The following is a 15,246-nucleotide window of genomic DNA, read 5'->3' as shown; positions in this document are numbered from 1 at the left end:
ACCTGCCGAGGCCACGGTTTCCCGGGCGCCGACGATGTCGCGCGAGAAACCGTGGTCTTCGGCGTTACAGGAGCACGTACCGAGACCGGTGATGCAACCGGAAACCGATCGACTCGGCCAGCGCGAGCGCCGGCGCGTTGTCGTCGGGAACCCGTACATATGCGTGCGTCGCACCGCGGCCGGCGGCCCAGGACATCAGCTCCGCGCAGACGGCGCGGCCCAGTCCGCGTCGACGTTCCGGCTCCAGTACGGCGACGTCGGAAAGTCCCGCCCACACCGTGCCGTCGGGTGCGGTGGTCACCGCGGCGCGCCCGACCGCGGCATCGGCCACGGTGGCGAACGCCACGTCGCCGTCGACGACGGCGGTGAGCACCTCGACGGCAACGTCGTGCGCGTGAATCTGCTGCCACCGGGCATCCGGGATCGCGGGCAGTTCGGCAGCCGCGCCGCCCGGCAATTCAACGGTCAGAACGCGATTGGGCTCGATGCCCTCGGAACGGACCGGCAGCAGCCGCTCCGGGAGCGCGACCCACGGCTGCAGTCCGCGCGCGGCGTACCAGTCGGCGATGGCCGGCAGGGCCGTCAAGTCCGATGAAAAGAGCAGCGGCACAGCAGAATTGGTTCGCATGTCCGTGCCACCGGCCCGCAGCAGCCAGCCGTCGACCCAGTGCTGCTCGGTGCCGGGCCAGGCGAGCGCGGCAGCATGCTCGACCGCTCGAATCTCCGAATTGCGTACCGGGGCATGCGACAGCTCGCGTACCGACATCACCGCGGCGGGGCTGATCTCGACGCGCTCACCCGATTTGGTGCGCACCACGACCAGGGGGTCGAGCGCCTCGAGATGGCCGACGACGTCGGTGAAGGCCTCGGCGCCGGGCTCGGCCAAGCGGTAGCGCAGCGAGACGCGGCTACCGACGCGCCCGCTGGCGGGCATCAGTGCCCGAACGGGTCGTCGACCTCGCCCGGCATCCAGCTCAGCCCCGGCACGCCCCACTTGTTCGACTTGACCATCCGCTTGGCGGCCCGCGCGTTGCGGCCGATCAGGCAGTCGAGGTACAGGAAGCCGTCGAGGTGACCGGTCTCGTGCTGCAGCATCCGGGCGAACAGGCCGGTGCCCTCCAGCTCGACGGGCTTGCCGTCGGCGTCCAGACCGGTGACCTTCGCCCACGTGGCGCGGCCGGTCGGGAACGACTCGCCGGGGACCGACAGGCAGCCCTCGTCGTCGTAGTCCGGGTCGGGCATGGTCTCGGGGATCTCCGACGTCTCCAGCACCGGGTTGATCACGACGCCGCGACGCCGCGCGGTCTGGCCGCGGTCATCGGCGCAGTCGTAGACGAACAGCCGCAGCCCGACGCCGATCTGATTGGCGGCCAGGCCCACGCCGTTGGCCTTGTCCATCGTTTCGTACATGTCATCGATCAGCGCGGCGAGATCGGAAGGGAGGGAGCCGTCGGCGCCGACGGCCACCGGAGTGGTCGCGGTGTGCAGAACAGGGTCACCGACGATGCAGATTGGACGGACAGCCATGACGAGCAATCTTAATGATCCGACTCGCGGGTAACGATCACGGCTCAATACCGTCGGCCGTGGTTGAATGTTCGCCGAACCACTTGCAGCGTCCCAGATCCGTTGTGACGCACGAAACAGGCTGGCATATACCGAGATCAGAGAAAGGGTCCAGGGGCGAAATGGACGGCGCTATGGCGCGTACTGAGCGATCCGGGGACGACTCTGAGCTCGCTGACGGGTTGACCCGTCGCGAACACGACATTCTTGGTTTCGAACGTCAGTGGTGGAAATTCGCGGGTTCCAAAGAGGACGCCATCAAGGAACTGTTCTCGATGTCGGCGACCCGGTACTACCAGGTGCTCAACGCCCTGGTCGACCGGCCTGAGGCGCTGGCCGCGGACCCGATGCTGGTCAAGCGACTGCGCCGGCAGCGCGCCAGCCGACAGAAGGCCAAGGCCGCCCGTCGTCTCGGTTTCGAAATCACCTAGCTTTTCTGCCCTGAGGGTCCGCCTCGATAAGGTGGGGAGCAATGAATCAGCGAGAGTCTTCCGGACTGCCCCTGCGCGCCATGGTCATGGTGCTGTTGTTCCTCGGTGTCGTGTTCCTGCTGGTGGCGTTCCAGTCGCTGAGTTCAGACAGCAGCTCCGACTCGAGCTCGTCGAGCAGCTCCGCCAGTGCGACGTCCGCCACGGCCACCACGACGTCGACGACGCCCGCGCCCGCCAAGGCCGACGTCAAGGTGTTCAACATCTCAGAGGTCGCCGGCGCCGCGCAGACCGTCGCCAACAAGCTGCACGAGCAGCAGTGGAACGTGACCGAGACCGACAACCTCAGCGTCGACGCCCCGCCGGCCGCCACGACCGTGTATTTCGGTGAGGCCGCGGGAGAAAAGGAAGCCGCCGAAGCGGTCGGCAAAATCCTCGACGCGCCGGTCGAACCGCGCATCCCGGCGCTCAATGACAAGGGACCGGGCGTCATCGTTCTGGTGACCGGTTAGGCTCTCGGGCATGCCGATCTCAGCCCCGATTCGCTTCCTCGCCGCCGCTGCGGTCATTGCACCCGTCGTCGCTGCGTGTGCGCCTCCCGGACAGGTCCCCGCAACCACTCCCGGCACCACGCCGGCGATCTGGACCGGCGTCGAGCACGCCCCGCAGGGCCACGGTGAAAAGGCCGGCGAAAAGGCTGCCCCGCAGGCCGCCCCGATCGGCGAGAAGCTGGTCACCGAGCTGAAGACCCCCGAGGGCACCACGGTCGCGACCGCTGAGTTCCTGTTCAACGGTGGGTTCGCCACGCTGACGGTCAAGACCACCTCCGGCGGCGTGCTGACGCCCGGATTCCACGGCCTGCACATCCACTCGGCCGGCAAGTGCGAGCCGAACTCGGTGGCGCCGACCGGTGGCGCCCCCGGCGACTTCCTGTCCGCCGGCGGACACTTCCAGGCTCCGGGCCACACCGGCTACCCGATGAGCGGTGACCTCGCCTCGCTGCAGGTCAAGGGCGACGGCACCGGCTCGCTGGTGACCACCACCGACGCCTTCACCGCCGAGCAGCTGCTCGCCGGCAACAAGACTGCGCTGATCATCCACGAGAAGGCCGACAACTTCGGCAACATCCCGGCTGACCGGTACCAGCAGACCCAGGGCGCCGCACCGGGGGCGGACGAGGCTTCGATGAACACCGGTGACTCCGGTAAGCGCGTGGCGTGCGGTGTCATCGCTGCCGGGTAGCGCGGACAGCCACACCCCACCGCGAATCGATTTCGCCGGGTCGCCACGGCCGACCCTCGGCGTCGAATGGGAGTTCGCCCTCGTCGATGCCCGCACGCGTGACCTCAGCAACGAGGCCGCCGCGGTCATCGCCGAGATCGGCGAGACCCCGCATGTGCACAAGGAATTGCTGCGCAACACCGTCGAGGTGGTCACCGGCGTGTGCGACACCGTCGGCGAGGCCATGGACGACCTGCGGTCCACGCTCGGCCCGGTCCGCCGGATCGTGCGCGACCGCGGCATGGAGCTGTTCTGTGCCGGCACCCACCCGTTCGCGGAGTGGGAGAGCCAGCAGCTCACCGAAGGTCAGCGCTACGCCGAGCTGATCAAACGGACCCAGTGGTGGGGCCGGCAGATGCTGATCTGGGGCGTGCACGTGCACGTCGGGATTTCGTCGGCGCACAAGGTGATGCCGATCATCACGTCGCTGCTCAACCAGTACCCGCATCTGCTGGCGCTGTCGGCGTCGTCGCCGTACTGGGAGGGTGAGGACACCGGCTACGCCAGCAACCGGGCCATGATGTTCCAGCAGTTGCCGACCGCGGGCCTGCCGTTCCACTTCCAGAAGTGGTCGCACTTCGAGCGCTTCGTCTACGACCAGCGCAAGACCGGCATCATCGACCACATGAACGAAATCCGTTGGGACATCAGGCCGTCGCCGCATCTCGGCACCATCGAGGTCCGGATTTTCGACGGCGTGTCCAACATCGCCGAACTCGGTGCGCTGGTCGCACTGACGCACTGCCTGATCGTCGACCTGGACCGCCGGTTGGACGCCGGTGAGCAGCTGCCGACCATGCCGCCCTGGCATGTGCAGGAAAACAAGTGGCGCGCAGCGCGTTACGGGCTGGACGCGGAGATCATCCTGGACGCGGACAGCAACGAGCGGCTGGTCACCGAAGACCTTGACGACCTGCTGAACCGGCTGGAACCGGTTGCGGCATCGCTGCATTGCACCGACGAACTGGCTCGGGTCGCCGACATCTACACCCTGGGCGGCTCCTATCAACGGCAGCGCCGGGTCGCCGAGGAAACCGACGGGGACCTGCTGGAGGTCGTCGACGCGCTGGTGTCGGAGCTGGAGTTGTAGCCGTGCCGATCACGCCGATGTTCCCGCTGGAATCCGCGCTGCTGCCCGGCGAGGAACTGCCGCTGCGCATCTTCGAGCCGCGGTACGGCGAGCTGGTGCGGGACTGTATGGCGGCCGCGGAGCAGGTGTTCGGCGTGGTGCTGATCTCGGCCGGCCGTGAGGTCGGCGGCGGCGACGCCCGCTGCTCGGTCGGCGCGCTCGCCCGCATCGACCGGTGCCAGCCGCAGGGCGTCGGCCGGTACATGTTGAGCTGCAGCGTGACCGACCGCATCCGAATCATGCAGTGGCACAACGACGATCCGTACCCGCGGGCCGAAATCGAGAGGTGGCCCGACGAGCCGGGGCCGGTGGTTCCCGAGGCGTCCATCGTGGCGGTCGAGGACCGGATCATCGCCGTGTTCGAACGCATCGCGTCGGCCCAGGGCGCGCGCCTGCGGGATCGGGACTCGATCCTGGCGCGAACCGTCAAACCCGATGTGGGACAACGGCTGTACGCACTGGCCGCGCTACTGCCGATCGGCCAGGCCGACAAGTATTCGGTGCTGGCCGCGCCGAATGCTGCGGCCCGGCTGGGCGCGCTCGAAGAAGCGGTCGAGAGCCTCACCGCGATGGTGGAATTCCAGCTGTCCGAGGACTAGTACGGGCAGTTCCGTGCAGGCGGGGTGGTGTGGCACCGCCTATCCTGGACACAGCATGTTGTGCTACGGGGAGGGTTCACGATGACGGGTTGGCAGGGGAGCGGTTACAACGGTCCCAACCCAGGTGGCGGCGCGGGTAGATCGTCGGACGAAGAAGAGACGGCGATTCACCAGACCACGCCGCCGGCCGCGCCCGGATGGCCCCCGCAGACGCCGCCGCCGTTGAGCCAGCCGCCGGCAGGTGCGCCGCAGACACCGGCCTGGGGCCAGCCGGCCGCGCCGCAGACCGGCGGCTGGGGCCAGGCGCCGAGCGCACCCACCGGGGCACCGCAGGGATGGGGGACCCCGCCGGCGGCACCAGGTGCCGGCCAGGGGTGGCCGGGAGCGCCGGCCGGCGGCTACGGCGCACAGCCGTTCGTCACCCCGCAGAAGAAGAACAAGGTGCCGCTTATCATCGCGGCCATTGTCGTGGTGCTCGTCGTGCTGGGTGGTGGCATCTACTACGTCTACGACTCGTTCGGTTCGGGCGACAGCGGCGGCTCAAGCTCCGCCAGCGAGGTGGTGAAGGGCTATCTGGAAGCGCTGTCGAACGGCAACGCCGACACGGCGCTGTCGTTCAGCAATGACCAGCCGGCATCGAAGGAATTCCTCTCGAGCGACGTGCTGAAGAAGCAGATCGCCGAATGGCCGATCAGCGACATCCGCATCCTGAACGAAGACAAGACCATGGAGTCGATCGGCCGCGCCGACGTCCACGTGGCGGCCAAGTTCGGCGACAAGAACTCCGACGCCACGATCCACGTCAAGAAGGAAGGCGGCAAGTGGCAGCTGGCCCACGCCGCCGTCAAGCTCGATCTGTCGTCGTTGAGCAGCACCGAGAACGCCGCCCGCAAGTCCATGACGGTGTTCGGCAAGGAGATCGCCGAGGAATCGGCGATCTACGTGTTCCCGGGCTTCCTCGAGCTCGGCAGCACCAGCCCGTACGTGTCGGTCACCGCCGCCAAGCCGCTGCTGCTCGACGCCGTCGAAGGGTATTCGTCGAGCGCCTACCTGCAGCCGAAGTTCGCGCTCAACGATTCGGGCACCAAGACCATCGCCAAGCTGCTGGACGCGGCGTACGGCAGCTGCTCGTCGTCGCGCTCACTGGTGCCGCCGGCGCCGTGCCCCGTGAAGATCAGCGACCGCGATCTGGTCGACGGCACCGTGACGTGGAGCCCGCCCGACATGAGTGCCGTCAAGGTCGGCGATCTGGACGAGTACCGCATGGAGGTCCGGATCAGCGGTGAGGTGCACTACGACGTGAGCGGGCAGGGCCGCAATGGCGGGACCAAGCGCGGCACGTTGACCTCGTACGTCACCGGGACCACCGCCGACGTCAGCGGCGAGCAGGTGAAGATCAAGTTCAACTGAGCTTGGTGGTGAACTTCGCCTGACAACCGGCGGTAGTTCAGATGGTCAACGTCAGGGGAGGGGCGGGGGCAGCATGCTGAGGCGTGTGCTGATGGGCTTGTCGACAGTCTGCCTCGGCGTGGCCGTGGGCCTGTTGGTTTGGGCGGCTGGGCTATCGCTGTGGAGCTGGCTGGTGCCGGACCCCTCGCCTGGTTACGCGGCGTGGTCAGAGTCTGTGCGACAGGGTGACAACTCCTCGTATTGGGCGAGCATGTCCCCCAAAGCAGTTGCGTCATCGGTATGCGCCGTCGCAGTCATTCTTGTTGCCGCGCTGCTGCTCGTACGGTTCAAACGGGTGTCGCGGTACTGGGGATGGAGTGTGCTGGCGGCCGGTATCGCGTTGGCGTACTTACTGTTGGCTGGCTCTGGGATGGGGCAGTTTTTCGATTGGATGCAACGCCTCCCGGTGACACCCAAGCTGCCTACCGCGGTGAGCAGTTGGCAGCTGGCTGTGGCGGGCACCGTGGCTGCCGCCCTCGCCGCGCCCACCGTCGCTCGGTGGACACGGGGTGGTCGCTGGCTCGTCGGTATCGGATTGGTGATGGCCGTGGTGGTCGCCGGTGCCATGACAATGTCGGCGCTGCGAGCCGGTGACGACGGTCGGTTTGTCGAGGCCACCACTGCGACGCAGACAGCTGTGCCCCCAAGTCCAAATCGTCTGGGGCAAAGAGCTTTTACGATCCGCATTGCCGACGACAACGGCACGTCGCGTCGTCGGAATTGGCGCGTTGAGTCAGGCGGGGCCGGATTCGTGACCTATGGCAAGGACGGCGTAACCGCGTACGGGTCCGACGGCGTCGAACGTTGGCATTATCGCCGCAGCGGACCTAGTACTCAGACTGTCGCGGATGTGGCTGTTTTCGATCAAGGAAGCACAGTCGTGGTCAGGCTGGGCGGCCGTCCGGACATGTTGATCGGACTGGACGCCATGACCGGTCAACAACTTTGGTGGTCGTCCGACCTTGGCCTGACGAAAGCATTTGGCTATCTGGACCACAACCGCAGAACGCCGCCGTTCCTGGTAGCGACCAACAAGGACGGCAGCGAGTGGACCCGCTACGACACCCGGACCGGGAAGCTGCTGTGGTCAATTCCGGCGCCGTCCACCGAATGCCGCGGTTGGTACGGCGGAAACCCCAGCCTGCCGGGTTCCGCATATCGGTGTGTGTCTGGTGACAAAGCCGATATTCGCTTCGTCTACGTCGACCCATCGAACGGCCAAATTCGCTGGAAAACAACGCTTTTAGCGGGCCTGCCATATTCGGGCCACGACCTCAACGCCATCCGTCCGGGCATCAGCCGGGCGGGCCGAGATGGATATGTGATGGGCGCCGACGTCGAATCCACTGGTGGCGTGGGTGCTTTCGTGAGTACGGCCGATCGGCGCGTTCTGGATTTTCACGGGCAAGTGCTTGTCTATCGGACTCGTGACGAGTCGGCGGATTTTCTCGCCACCGGACCTGAGCCAGCGGACGACTTCATGTTGAGGGGCCGAGAGGGGCAAGCGCGATGTACCTTCGCGGACTACCCGATGACCGATCTGTTGGATGCGCGAGCGGTGATTCTCGGTGCTGAGGTGGTGTTCGCCAGAAGACAATTGACGGTCTTCAACCGCCAGGATTGCGTTCCCACCGGGACCGCACCCACGGCTGACGCGGAGGAGATTGTTGCAGCGCCGGGTGTCGTCCTCGCTGTACGTACGGACGACAGCGGAACGTACATCGACGGGTACCGCTGATCGGCTCAGACCAACTTGGCGTCGACGAACTCGCTACCGATGTCCGGCACCTCGCCGGCGACCTCGGGCTTGTAGCGGGCGGTGACCTCGGCGGAGGTCTCGACCCTGGTCTGCCAACCGTGGCGGGCCAGCCACTCGGCGACGTCCTCGCGCGGCTCTGGGTAGAACAGCTCGGAGACGTCGAGCACCTGCTGCCCGGTCTTGGCGGCTTCCTCGCGGATCGCGTCCATTCGGGCTTTGCGGATGCGCTGGTTCTCTTCACTGAAGTACCCGGCGCCGAAGCCCTCGACCGCGACGCGGCTGCCGGGCGCGCTGAGCCCGTGGATGCGGTCGAACAAGAGATCCTGGGCGTCGGCGGGCAGATAGGGCAGTAGCCCCTCGGCGAGCCAGGCCGTCGGCTGGGCGGGGTCGAAACCGTTCTGCCGCAACGCTTCCGGCCAGTCCTGGCGCAGATCGATGGGCACGCCGACGTGCCGGGCGGCCGGCTGGATGTCGTGGGCCGCCAGCGTTTCCTCCTTGAACGCCAGCACTTTCGGCTGGTCGATCTCGAAAACCACGGTGCCGTCCGGCCAGGGCAGTCGCCAGGCCCGCGCATCCAGTCCCGCGGCCAGGATGACCACCTGGCGGATGCCCGCGGCACCGGCCGCCGCGAAGTACTCATCGAACCATTTTGTGCGGGACGGTACATACGCCATCAGCATGCGCAGACGCGCGGCCTGTGCAGGGCCGGGGGCGGCGGCGGTGAACGGCGACGACCAGCCGCGCGCGGCCGCTGCGTCCACGAAGATCTGCGCGCACGGATCGGCGAACAACGGCTTCTCCGAACGGGATTCGGCGGCCCGGGCGGCGGCCACACCCAGCGCGGTGGCGCCCACGCTCTCGGTGATGTCCCAGGAATCGTCGTCAGTACGCGCCATTGTCGTCCAATTCGTCGCGGATCAGCAGGTCGTCGCGGAAACTCTGCTCACGATAAGCCAACTGGCCCACGCGGTTGGCCACCACCGGCGCGGTGATTAGGGTGAACAAGCCGGCCAGGATCAGCATGCCGACATCGGCCTGCCCGCGCAGCCGCAGTGCGGCGCCGGTCAGCACCAGCAGCAGTCCGAGGACCTGGGGTTTGGACGCGGAGTGCATCCGCGTCAGGGTGTCGGGGAACCGCACGACGCCGATCGCTGCGGTCAGCGCGAGTGCCGAACCGAAGAGCACCAGGGCACCTGCGACAACATCGAAGATATTCATCGTGGCGGCTCGGCTTCGGGGTCGGTGGCGGTGTCGCGGACGCGGAACCGGGCCACGCTGACCGACCCGACGAAGGTGATCAGCGCGAGGGCCGTCAGGCTGTAGGTGGCCGTGGTGTCGAGGCTGTACGCCGCCCACGTGCCGATGCCGCACATGGTGACGGCGACGAAGGTGTCCAGCGCGACCAGCCGGTCCAGGGTGCCGGGACCGGCCAGCAGCCGGAACACCGTGATGGCAGCGGCCGCGACCAGCATCACGGCGGCGATGATCCACACCGTGCTCATGCCGGGTCCACTTCCACTGGCTGCCAATGGGATTCCCGTTCGAACGAGGCGATCATCAACCGTTCCACCTCGGCGATCTGGCGGTGGAACTGCTGCACCGCGCGCTCGGAGCCGACGTCGAGGACGTGGACGTAGATCATCCGGCGCGCCTGATCGACCTCCAGCACGATAGAACCGGGGATGAGGTTGATGACGTTGACCGCCACTGCCAGCACCAGATCCGATTTGAGGGCGAGCCGCGCCCGGAGCACCGCGGTCAGCGGTGGGGGTCCGGGTCTCACTGCGAGCCACGCGAGTTGTATCGAGGACTGCACCAGGTAGTAGGCGACCTTGAGCACGAGCCACGCCAGTGACAGTGGATGGAGCCGGCCCGCCACCGGCACCTGCGGCAACGGCAGCAGCACCGTGATCAGCACGGCGACGGCGAGGCCGCCGACGATGTTGGCGGCGGAGATATTGCCCCACAACAGAATCCACACGGCCATCAGCCAGACCAGGATGCCCACGCGCGGTAACCACTGCCTCATGGCGTCAACACCACCGAGATGTACTGGGCGCGGTCGGCGACCTGGTCGGCGGCCCGCTCCGCGAACCCGAAGATGGGCCCCGCGAACACCGTCAGGGCGAGCCCCACCGCGATGAGCACCGCGGTCGGCGCCAGCATGCTGACGGGCATCCGGCCGACGTCCGGCCGGTCGTCGACGGCCACGTTCGCCACCGGCTCGAGCAGTCCGGCCGGGGCTGCCGTGGACAGCATGCCCTCTGGCGCGTCGTCGCGGGCGCGCCAGAACGCGAGCGTCCACACCCGCGCCATGACGTACAGCGTCAGCAAGCTGGTGATGACGGAGCCGGCGACGAGTGCCCATGCGAGCACCGACGCGCTCTCGGTACCGGCCTGCAGCAGCGCCACCTTGCCGATGAAACCCGAGAACGGCGGAATGCCGCCGAGGTTCAGCGCCGGGATGATGAACACGAACGCCAGCAGCGGGCTGGCCGCCGCGAGTCCACCGAGGCGCTGCAGTGTCGAGGCCCCGGCCTGCCGCTCGATCAGCCCCACCACCAGGAAGAGCGTGGTCTGCACGACGATGTGGTGGGCCACGTAGTAGATGGCGCCGGCCATGCCGATCCGGTTGGACACCGCGATGCCGAACACCAGGTAGCCGATGTGGCTGACCAGGGTGAAGGACAGCAGTCGCTTGATGTCGCTCTGGGCCATGGCGCCGAAGATGCCGATCAACATGGTGAGCAGCGCCGCGATCATGAGCACGCCGTCGAGTGAGCCACCCGGGAACAGCAGCGTATGGGCCCGGATGATCGCGTACACACCGACTTTGGTGAGCAGGCCGGCGAACACCGCGGTGACCGGTGCTGGGGCGGTGGGGTAGGAGTCGGGCAGCCATGCCGACAGCGGGAACACCGCCGCCTTGATGCCGAACGCCACCAGCAGCACCGCGAACAGTGCCGCCCGGGTACCCGGGGTGATGCCGTCGAGCCGGTTCGCCAGCTCGGCGAGGTTCAGGGTGCCGGTGGCCGCGTAGGTGAGCGCGATGCCGATCAGGAAGATCACCGACGAAACCATGGACACCATGACGTAGCCGATGCCGGCGCGGACCCGCTCCTCACTGGCGCCGACGGTCAGCAACACGAAGCTCGCGGCCAGCAGCACCTCGAAGCCGACGAACAGGTTGAACAGATCGCCCGCGAGGAACGCGATGCAGACGCCGGCCGACAGCACCAGGTAGGTCGGCAGGAAGATCGACACCGGCTGCTCGTCGCCGCCGTCGCGAATGCCCTGTCCGATGGCGTACCAGACCACCGCCAGCAGCACGATCGCGGACACCACCAGCATCAGGGCCGAAAGCCGGTCGACGACAAGCACGATGCCGAGCGGTCCCATGCCGGGTTCGGTCTGGCCCCAGCCGCCGACGTGGACCGCGACGGTGCCGCTGTGGTCGACGACGTAGACCAGCGCCGCGCAGACCGCCGTCATCGCGGCGAGCGCCACCAGCGCGACGACCTGCTGCAGCCGGGGCCGGCGGCCCGCGAACATCGTCGCGGCGGCACCGAGGATCGGGATCAGAACGGGCAGCGGTGCCAGCACCGCACCCGTCGTCACGCCTGCTCCACCGGGTCGGCGGGTAGCGCGTCGAGTTCCGCGGGTGCGTCGGCGTCGGTGACGACGGACGGTTCGCCGCGGTCTTCCTCGACCGCCGGGGTGTCGGTGGTCGACAGCTGCGCGACGCGGCTGTCCTCGGGGTCGTTGCCCACCTCTTCGACCGTGGTGAGGCGGTAGGCCCGGTAGATCAGCGCCAGCACGAACGCGGCGACACCCATGGTGATGACGATCGAGGTGAGGACCATGCCCTGTGCCAGCGGGTCGGCGGTGCCCGTCTGGCCGTGGCTGGTGCGGCCGCGCACCGGCGGATTACCGGAGTCACCCCCCATCACCAGGATCAGCAGGTTCACCGCGTTGCCGATCAGCAACAGGCCCAACAACATTCGGGTCAGGTTGCGCTCCAGCAGCAGGTACACGCCGGTGCCGGTGAGACCGCCGATGAGTACAAGAGGGACGAGATAGGTCGTCATCGGGTGGCCGCCTCACGTGGTGCGTACAACTCTTCGTCGACCCTGGCGCCCAGGCTGCGCAGGATGTCCAGCACCAGGCCCACGACGATGAGGTACACGCCGAGGTCGAAGAACAGCGCCGTCACCACCTTCACCGAACCCAGCAGGGGCAGCGTGAATTTCACGACCGCGCTGGACAGCACCGGCGCACCGAGCAGCAGCGAGGCTGTCGCCGTCCCGGCGGACAGGGCCAGGCCGGCGCCCAGAATCTTCCCGGCGTCCAGCGGCAGCGTCTCGCCCAATTCGTAACGGCCGCCGGCGAGGTACCGAAGCACCAGCGCCAGACCGGCCGTCAGGCCGCCGGCGAAACCGCCGCCGGGCGTGTTGTGCCCGGCGAAGAAGAAGTACACCGACAGCACCATGATGAGCGGGAAGATCATGCGGGTCGCGACTTCGAGCACCAGGGACCGGTGCCGCGGATCGCGCAGGTCGCTGCCGCGCAGCCAGGTGATGTCGGGTGTCGGCCGGTAATCCTTCGGTACCCGGGGCGCCGAACCGAAACGCCTGTGCCGGAACACCATTGAAGCCACGCCCGTCGCGGCGACCAGCAGCACCGAGATTTCGCCGAGGGTGTCCCAGGCCCGGATGTCCACGAGTAGCACGTTGACGGTGTTGGCGCCGTGCCCGCGGTAGTACGCGGCGTCGGGCAGCAGTTCGGCCAGCGGCCGGGTGTGGCGGGCGGCCATGGCGTAGACCGCCAGCGCCGTCACCGACGCGCCGACAGCGGTGGCCAGCAGCGCGCGGGGGAGCCGGTGCCGCTTCATGTGGGCGGCGTCGGATTCGGCGGGCAGGGTGCGCAGCACCAGCAGGAAGACCACCAAAGTCAGTGTCTCGACCAGGAATTGGGTCAACGCCAGGTCCGGTGCCCCGTAGAAGATGTAGAGCGTGCCGCAGCCGTAACCGGTGACGCCGACGACCAGCACGGCCGCCAGACGGTTGCGCATCACCGTCGCGCTGACTGCCGCCGCCAGCACGATGAGGCCGACGACCACCTGCAGCGGCGAATTCCACAATTTCAGGTCGGGCTGGTCCCGCGGGCCCAGCAACAGCACCGCGATGGGCAGCACGGTCAGGGTGGACAGGATCATCGCCTGCGTCGTCGGGATCGAACCGCGCTGGGTGAACGCCGTCAACCGCACGGCGAAGCGGTCCGCGCCACGGATGGCCGCGTCGTACATCCGATCGGCGTTGCCCAGCGGTAGATAGGGCACCCGGATGCGCTCCAGTCGATGCCGCAGAGCGAACGCCGCCGCGCCGGCAGCGACGATCACGGCCGACAGCAGCAGCGGCATGTTGACGCCGTGCCACAGCGCCAGGTGGTACCCGGTACTGCCCGGCATGGTCGCGGTGTAGTCGGCGATGGCGTGGTCCAGCGCGTTCGGCAGCAACCCGAAGCCGAGGCCGGCGACGGCCAGGAAGCCCGGTGGCACCAGGAAACCGACGGTGGGCCGGTGCATCTCGGCGACGCGAATCGTGGGCTCGTCCTTGCCTTTACGCGCGAACGCCCCGTACAGGAACCGCAGGCTGTAGATCATGGTGAAGACCGACCCGAACGCCACCGTCGCCAGCACCAACGGGGCGGAGGCCCCCAACGTCGGGCTGTGCCACAGGGTTTCGAAATCGGCTTCCTTCGCGACGAAGCCGAGGAAGGGCGGCAGCCCGGCCATGCTGGCGGCCGCGGCGACGGCGATGCCCAGCAGCACGGGACTGCGTTGGCCGAGCCAGGCCAGCTTCCGGATGTCACGGGTGCCGGTGGCGTGGTCGATGATCCCGACGACCATGAACAGTGCGGCCTTGAACATGGCATGCGCGCACAGCATGGCGAGGCCGGCGAGCATCAGATCGCCACCGCCGGCGCCGACCATCACCGTGATCAACCCGAGCTGGCTCACCGTGCCGAAGGCCAGGATCAGCTTGAGGTCGTACTCGCGGACGGCGCGCCAACCCGCCAGCAGCAGCGTGACCAGACCCAGCGTCACGACCGTCGGCCGCCACGGCTGATGGTCGGCGAAACCGGGCGTCATGCGGGCGATGAGGTACACGCCCGCTTTCACCATGGCCGCCGCGTGCAGATAGGCGCTCACGGGAGTCGGCGCCGCCATGGCGCCCGGCAGCCAGAAATGCATCGGGACGATGGCCGACTTGGACAGCGCGCCGATCAGCACCAGCACGACGGCCACCGACGACGTGGTGCCCGTCGGCGCGTTGGCGACGAGGTCCGACAGCCGGTAGGTGCCGGCGAGCGTGCCCAGCATGATGATGCCCGTCAGCATCGCCAGGCCGCCGAACGTAGTGACCAGCAGTGCCTGGGTGGCCGCGCGCCGGCTGGCGACGCGTTCGGCGTAGTGGCCGACGAGCAGGAACGACAGGATGGTCGTCAGCTCCCAGAACAGATACAGCAGCAGCGTGTTGTCGCTGCAGACCAGTCCGAACATGGCGCCCGAGAACGCCACGAGTTCGGCGGCGAAGCTGGGCAGCCGGTTCTCGGTGTGCCCGTCCGCGTGGTGGAAGTACTCGGCGCAGTACAGGAGCACGAGCGTGCCGACCCCCAGCACCAGCACCGACACGATCGCCGACAGCGAATCCAGCCGCAGCGTGATGTCCATGGACAGCTGCGGCACCCAGTCGATGTGCACCGTCTGCTCGCCGGTGCCGGGCCAGTTCGAAGCCAGCCAGACCAGGGAGCCGGCGGGCGCCAGCGCGAGCGGATAGAAAGCCCGCCGTCCCCAGCGTCGTACCAACAGTGGAGCGAGCACAGTGGCGATCGCGTGAACGTACAGAACGGTGAGCATGGGCCTCCGGCAGGCGTCGGGGACGGTCCGCGGCCAGCTTACGGGGCGCCTGTGACTGCCGTGGTCTGACGGTTGTCGCAGGCCACAGCCCCGCTACCGGGTGCACGATGCACCGA

The 15,246-nt window shown here is 67.8% G+C and carries 16 protein-coding genes; 7 read left to right on the top strand and 9 right to left on the bottom strand.

The features are described 5' to 3' along the window. Positions 1-64: 64 nt before the first annotated feature. Positions 65-934 (bottom strand): GNAT family N-acetyltransferase, encoded by an 870-nt coding sequence (locus ACJH7A_RS05805; RefSeq protein ID WP_406801552.1) that lies wholly within the window; start codon positions 932-934, stop codon positions 65-67. Continuing rightward, positions 934-1,527: a peptide deformylase gene (locus tag ACJH7A_RS05800; protein ID WP_064860082.1), complete on the bottom strand. Its 594-nt coding sequence runs from the start codon at positions 1,525-1,527 to the stop codon at positions 934-936. The genes ACJH7A_RS05805 and ACJH7A_RS05800 overlap by 1 nt, the downstream gene beginning before the upstream one ends. A 161-nt stretch (positions 1,528-1,688) precedes the next feature. Between ACJH7A_RS05800 and ACJH7A_RS05795 the strand changes: the two genes are divergently transcribed. From ACJH7A_RS05795 to ACJH7A_RS05765, 7 genes are all read left to right on the top strand, one after another. After that, complete coding sequence (locus ACJH7A_RS05795) at positions 1,689-1,997, top strand: DUF3263 domain-containing protein (protein ID WP_029105136.1); 309 nt, start codon at positions 1,689-1,691, stop codon at positions 1,995-1,997. Between the two features lie 41 nt (positions 1,998-2,038). After that, positions 2,039-2,506 (top strand): LytR C-terminal domain-containing protein, encoded by a 468-nt coding sequence (locus tag ACJH7A_RS05790; protein WP_064860083.1) that lies wholly within the window; start codon positions 2,039-2,041, stop codon positions 2,504-2,506. 10 nt (positions 2,507-2,516) lie between these two features. After that, positions 2,517-3,236 (top strand): superoxide dismutase[Cu-Zn], encoded by a 720-nt coding sequence (gene sodC, locus ACJH7A_RS05785; RefSeq protein ID WP_406801551.1) that lies wholly within the window; start codon positions 2,517-2,519, stop codon positions 3,234-3,236. Further along, positions 3,217-4,365 carry a glutamate--cysteine ligase gene (locus ACJH7A_RS05780; RefSeq protein ID WP_406801566.1) on the top strand — a complete coding sequence of 383 codons (1,149 nt, stop codon included), beginning with the start codon at positions 3,217-3,219 and terminating at the stop codon, positions 4,363-4,365. The genes sodC and ACJH7A_RS05780 overlap by 20 nt, the downstream gene beginning before the upstream one ends. A gap of 2 nt (positions 4,366-4,367) precedes the next feature. Further along, positions 4,368-5,003 carry an LON peptidase substrate-binding domain-containing protein gene (locus tag ACJH7A_RS05775; protein ID WP_406801550.1) on the top strand — a complete coding sequence of 212 codons (636 nt, stop codon included), beginning with the start codon at positions 4,368-4,370 and terminating at the stop codon, positions 5,001-5,003. An 81-nt stretch (positions 5,004-5,084) separates the two neighbouring features. Beyond that, positions 5,085-6,413: a proline-rich domain-containing protein gene (locus ACJH7A_RS05770; protein WP_318986650.1), complete on the top strand. Its 1,329-nt coding sequence runs from the start codon at positions 5,085-5,087 to the stop codon at positions 6,411-6,413. A 250-nt stretch (positions 6,414-6,663) separates the two neighbouring features. Further along, a complete protein-coding gene (locus tag ACJH7A_RS05765; RefSeq protein ID WP_406801549.1) occupies positions 6,664-8,190 on the top strand; it encodes a PQQ-binding-like beta-propeller repeat protein in 1,527 nt (508 codons plus the stop codon). 5 nt (positions 8,191-8,195) lie between these two features. Here the strand turns inward: ACJH7A_RS05765 and ACJH7A_RS05760 are convergent, their stop codons facing one another. Genes ACJH7A_RS05760 through ACJH7A_RS05730 form a run of 7 tightly spaced genes read right to left on the bottom strand, consistent with a single transcriptional unit; the run spans position 8,196 to position 15,130 of the window. Next, the gene (locus tag ACJH7A_RS05760; protein WP_406801548.1) at positions 8,196-9,107 is read right to left on the bottom strand and encodes a class I SAM-dependent methyltransferase; all 912 of its coding nucleotides are present in this window, start codon (positions 9,105-9,107) and stop codon (positions 8,196-8,198) included. After that, positions 9,094-9,429, bottom strand: a complete 336-nt coding sequence (gene mnhG, locus ACJH7A_RS05755; RefSeq protein WP_318986647.1) for a monovalent cation/H(+) antiporter subunit G — start codon at positions 9,427-9,429, stop codon at positions 9,094-9,096. Before mnhG ends, ACJH7A_RS05760 begins: the two co-directional genes overlap by 14 nt. Then, positions 9,426-9,713, bottom strand: coding sequence for a monovalent cation/H+ antiporter complex subunit F (locus ACJH7A_RS05750; RefSeq protein WP_318986646.1), 288 nt, complete (start codon positions 9,711-9,713; stop codon positions 9,426-9,428). Before ACJH7A_RS05750 ends, mnhG begins: the two co-directional genes overlap by 4 nt. Next, positions 9,710-10,240 carry a Na+/H+ antiporter subunit E gene (locus tag ACJH7A_RS05745; protein WP_406801547.1) on the bottom strand — a complete coding sequence of 177 codons (531 nt, stop codon included), beginning with the start codon at positions 10,238-10,240 and terminating at the stop codon, positions 9,710-9,712. Before ACJH7A_RS05745 ends, ACJH7A_RS05750 begins: the two co-directional genes overlap by 4 nt. Then, positions 10,237-11,829, bottom strand: a complete 1,593-nt coding sequence (locus ACJH7A_RS05740; RefSeq protein WP_073694741.1) for a Na+/H+ antiporter subunit D — start codon at positions 11,827-11,829, stop codon at positions 10,237-10,239. The genes ACJH7A_RS05745 and ACJH7A_RS05740 overlap by 4 nt, the downstream gene beginning before the upstream one ends. Then, the gene (locus tag ACJH7A_RS05735; RefSeq protein WP_073694740.1) at positions 11,826-12,299 is read right to left on the bottom strand and encodes a Na(+)/H(+) antiporter subunit C; all 474 of its coding nucleotides are present in this window, start codon (positions 12,297-12,299) and stop codon (positions 11,826-11,828) included. Before ACJH7A_RS05735 ends, ACJH7A_RS05740 begins: the two co-directional genes overlap by 4 nt. Then, positions 12,296-15,130 (bottom strand): Na+/H+ antiporter subunit A, encoded by a 2,835-nt coding sequence (locus ACJH7A_RS05730; RefSeq protein ID WP_406801546.1) that lies wholly within the window; start codon positions 15,128-15,130, stop codon positions 12,296-12,298. Before ACJH7A_RS05730 ends, ACJH7A_RS05735 begins: the two co-directional genes overlap by 4 nt. Positions 15,131-15,246 lie beyond the last annotated feature (116 nt).

This window comes from Mycobacterium sp. SMC-17 (assembly GCF_045310915.1).
In the GTDB taxonomy this organism is placed as follows: Bacteria; Actinomycetota; Actinomycetes; order Mycobacteriales; family Mycobacteriaceae; genus Mycobacterium.
Note: the sequence above shows the minus strand (reverse complement) of the source record. Positions and strands in the feature narration are given on the sequence as shown.

Coding starts and splice junctions, on each gene's coding strand:
- ACJH7A_RS05805 (WP_406801552.1), bottom strand. CDS start 934: ATGCCCGCCAGCGGGCGCGTCGGTAGCCGCGTCTCGCTGCGCTACCGC.
- ACJH7A_RS05800 (WP_064860082.1), bottom strand. CDS start 1,527: ATGGCTGTCCGTCCAATCTGCATCGTCGGTGACCCTGTTCTGCACACC.
- ACJH7A_RS05795 (WP_029105136.1), top strand. CDS start 1,689: ATGGACGGCGCTATGGCGCGTACTGAGCGATCCGGGGACGACTCTGAG.
- ACJH7A_RS05790 (WP_064860083.1), top strand. CDS start 2,039: ATGAATCAGCGAGAGTCTTCCGGACTGCCCCTGCGCGCCATGGTCATG.
- sodC (WP_406801551.1), top strand. CDS start 2,517: ATGCCGATCTCAGCCCCGATTCGCTTCCTCGCCGCCGCTGCGGTCATT.
- ACJH7A_RS05770 (WP_318986650.1), top strand. CDS start 5,085: ATGACGGGTTGGCAGGGGAGCGGTTACAACGGTCCCAACCCAGGTGGC.
- ACJH7A_RS05765 (WP_406801549.1), top strand. CDS start 6,664: ATGTCCCCCAAAGCAGTTGCGTCATCGGTATGCGCCGTCGCAGTCATT.
- ACJH7A_RS05760 (WP_406801548.1), bottom strand. CDS start 9,107: ATGGCGCGTACTGACGACGATTCCTGGGACATCACCGAGAGCGTGGGC.
- mnhG (WP_318986647.1), bottom strand. CDS start 9,429: ATGAATATCTTCGATGTTGTCGCAGGTGCCCTGGTGCTCTTCGGTTCG.
- ACJH7A_RS05750 (WP_318986646.1), bottom strand. CDS start 9,713: ATGAGCACGGTGTGGATCATCGCCGCCGTGATGCTGGTCGCGGCCGCT.
- ACJH7A_RS05745 (WP_406801547.1), bottom strand. CDS start 10,240: ATGAGGCAGTGGTTACCGCGCGTGGGCATCCTGGTCTGGCTGATGGCC.
- ACJH7A_RS05735 (WP_073694740.1), bottom strand. CDS start 12,299: ATGACGACCTATCTCGTCCCTCTTGTACTCATCGGCGGTCTCACCGGC.
- ACJH7A_RS05730 (WP_406801546.1), bottom strand. CDS start 15,130: ATGCTCACCGTTCTGTACGTTCACGCGATCGCCACTGTGCTCGCTCCA.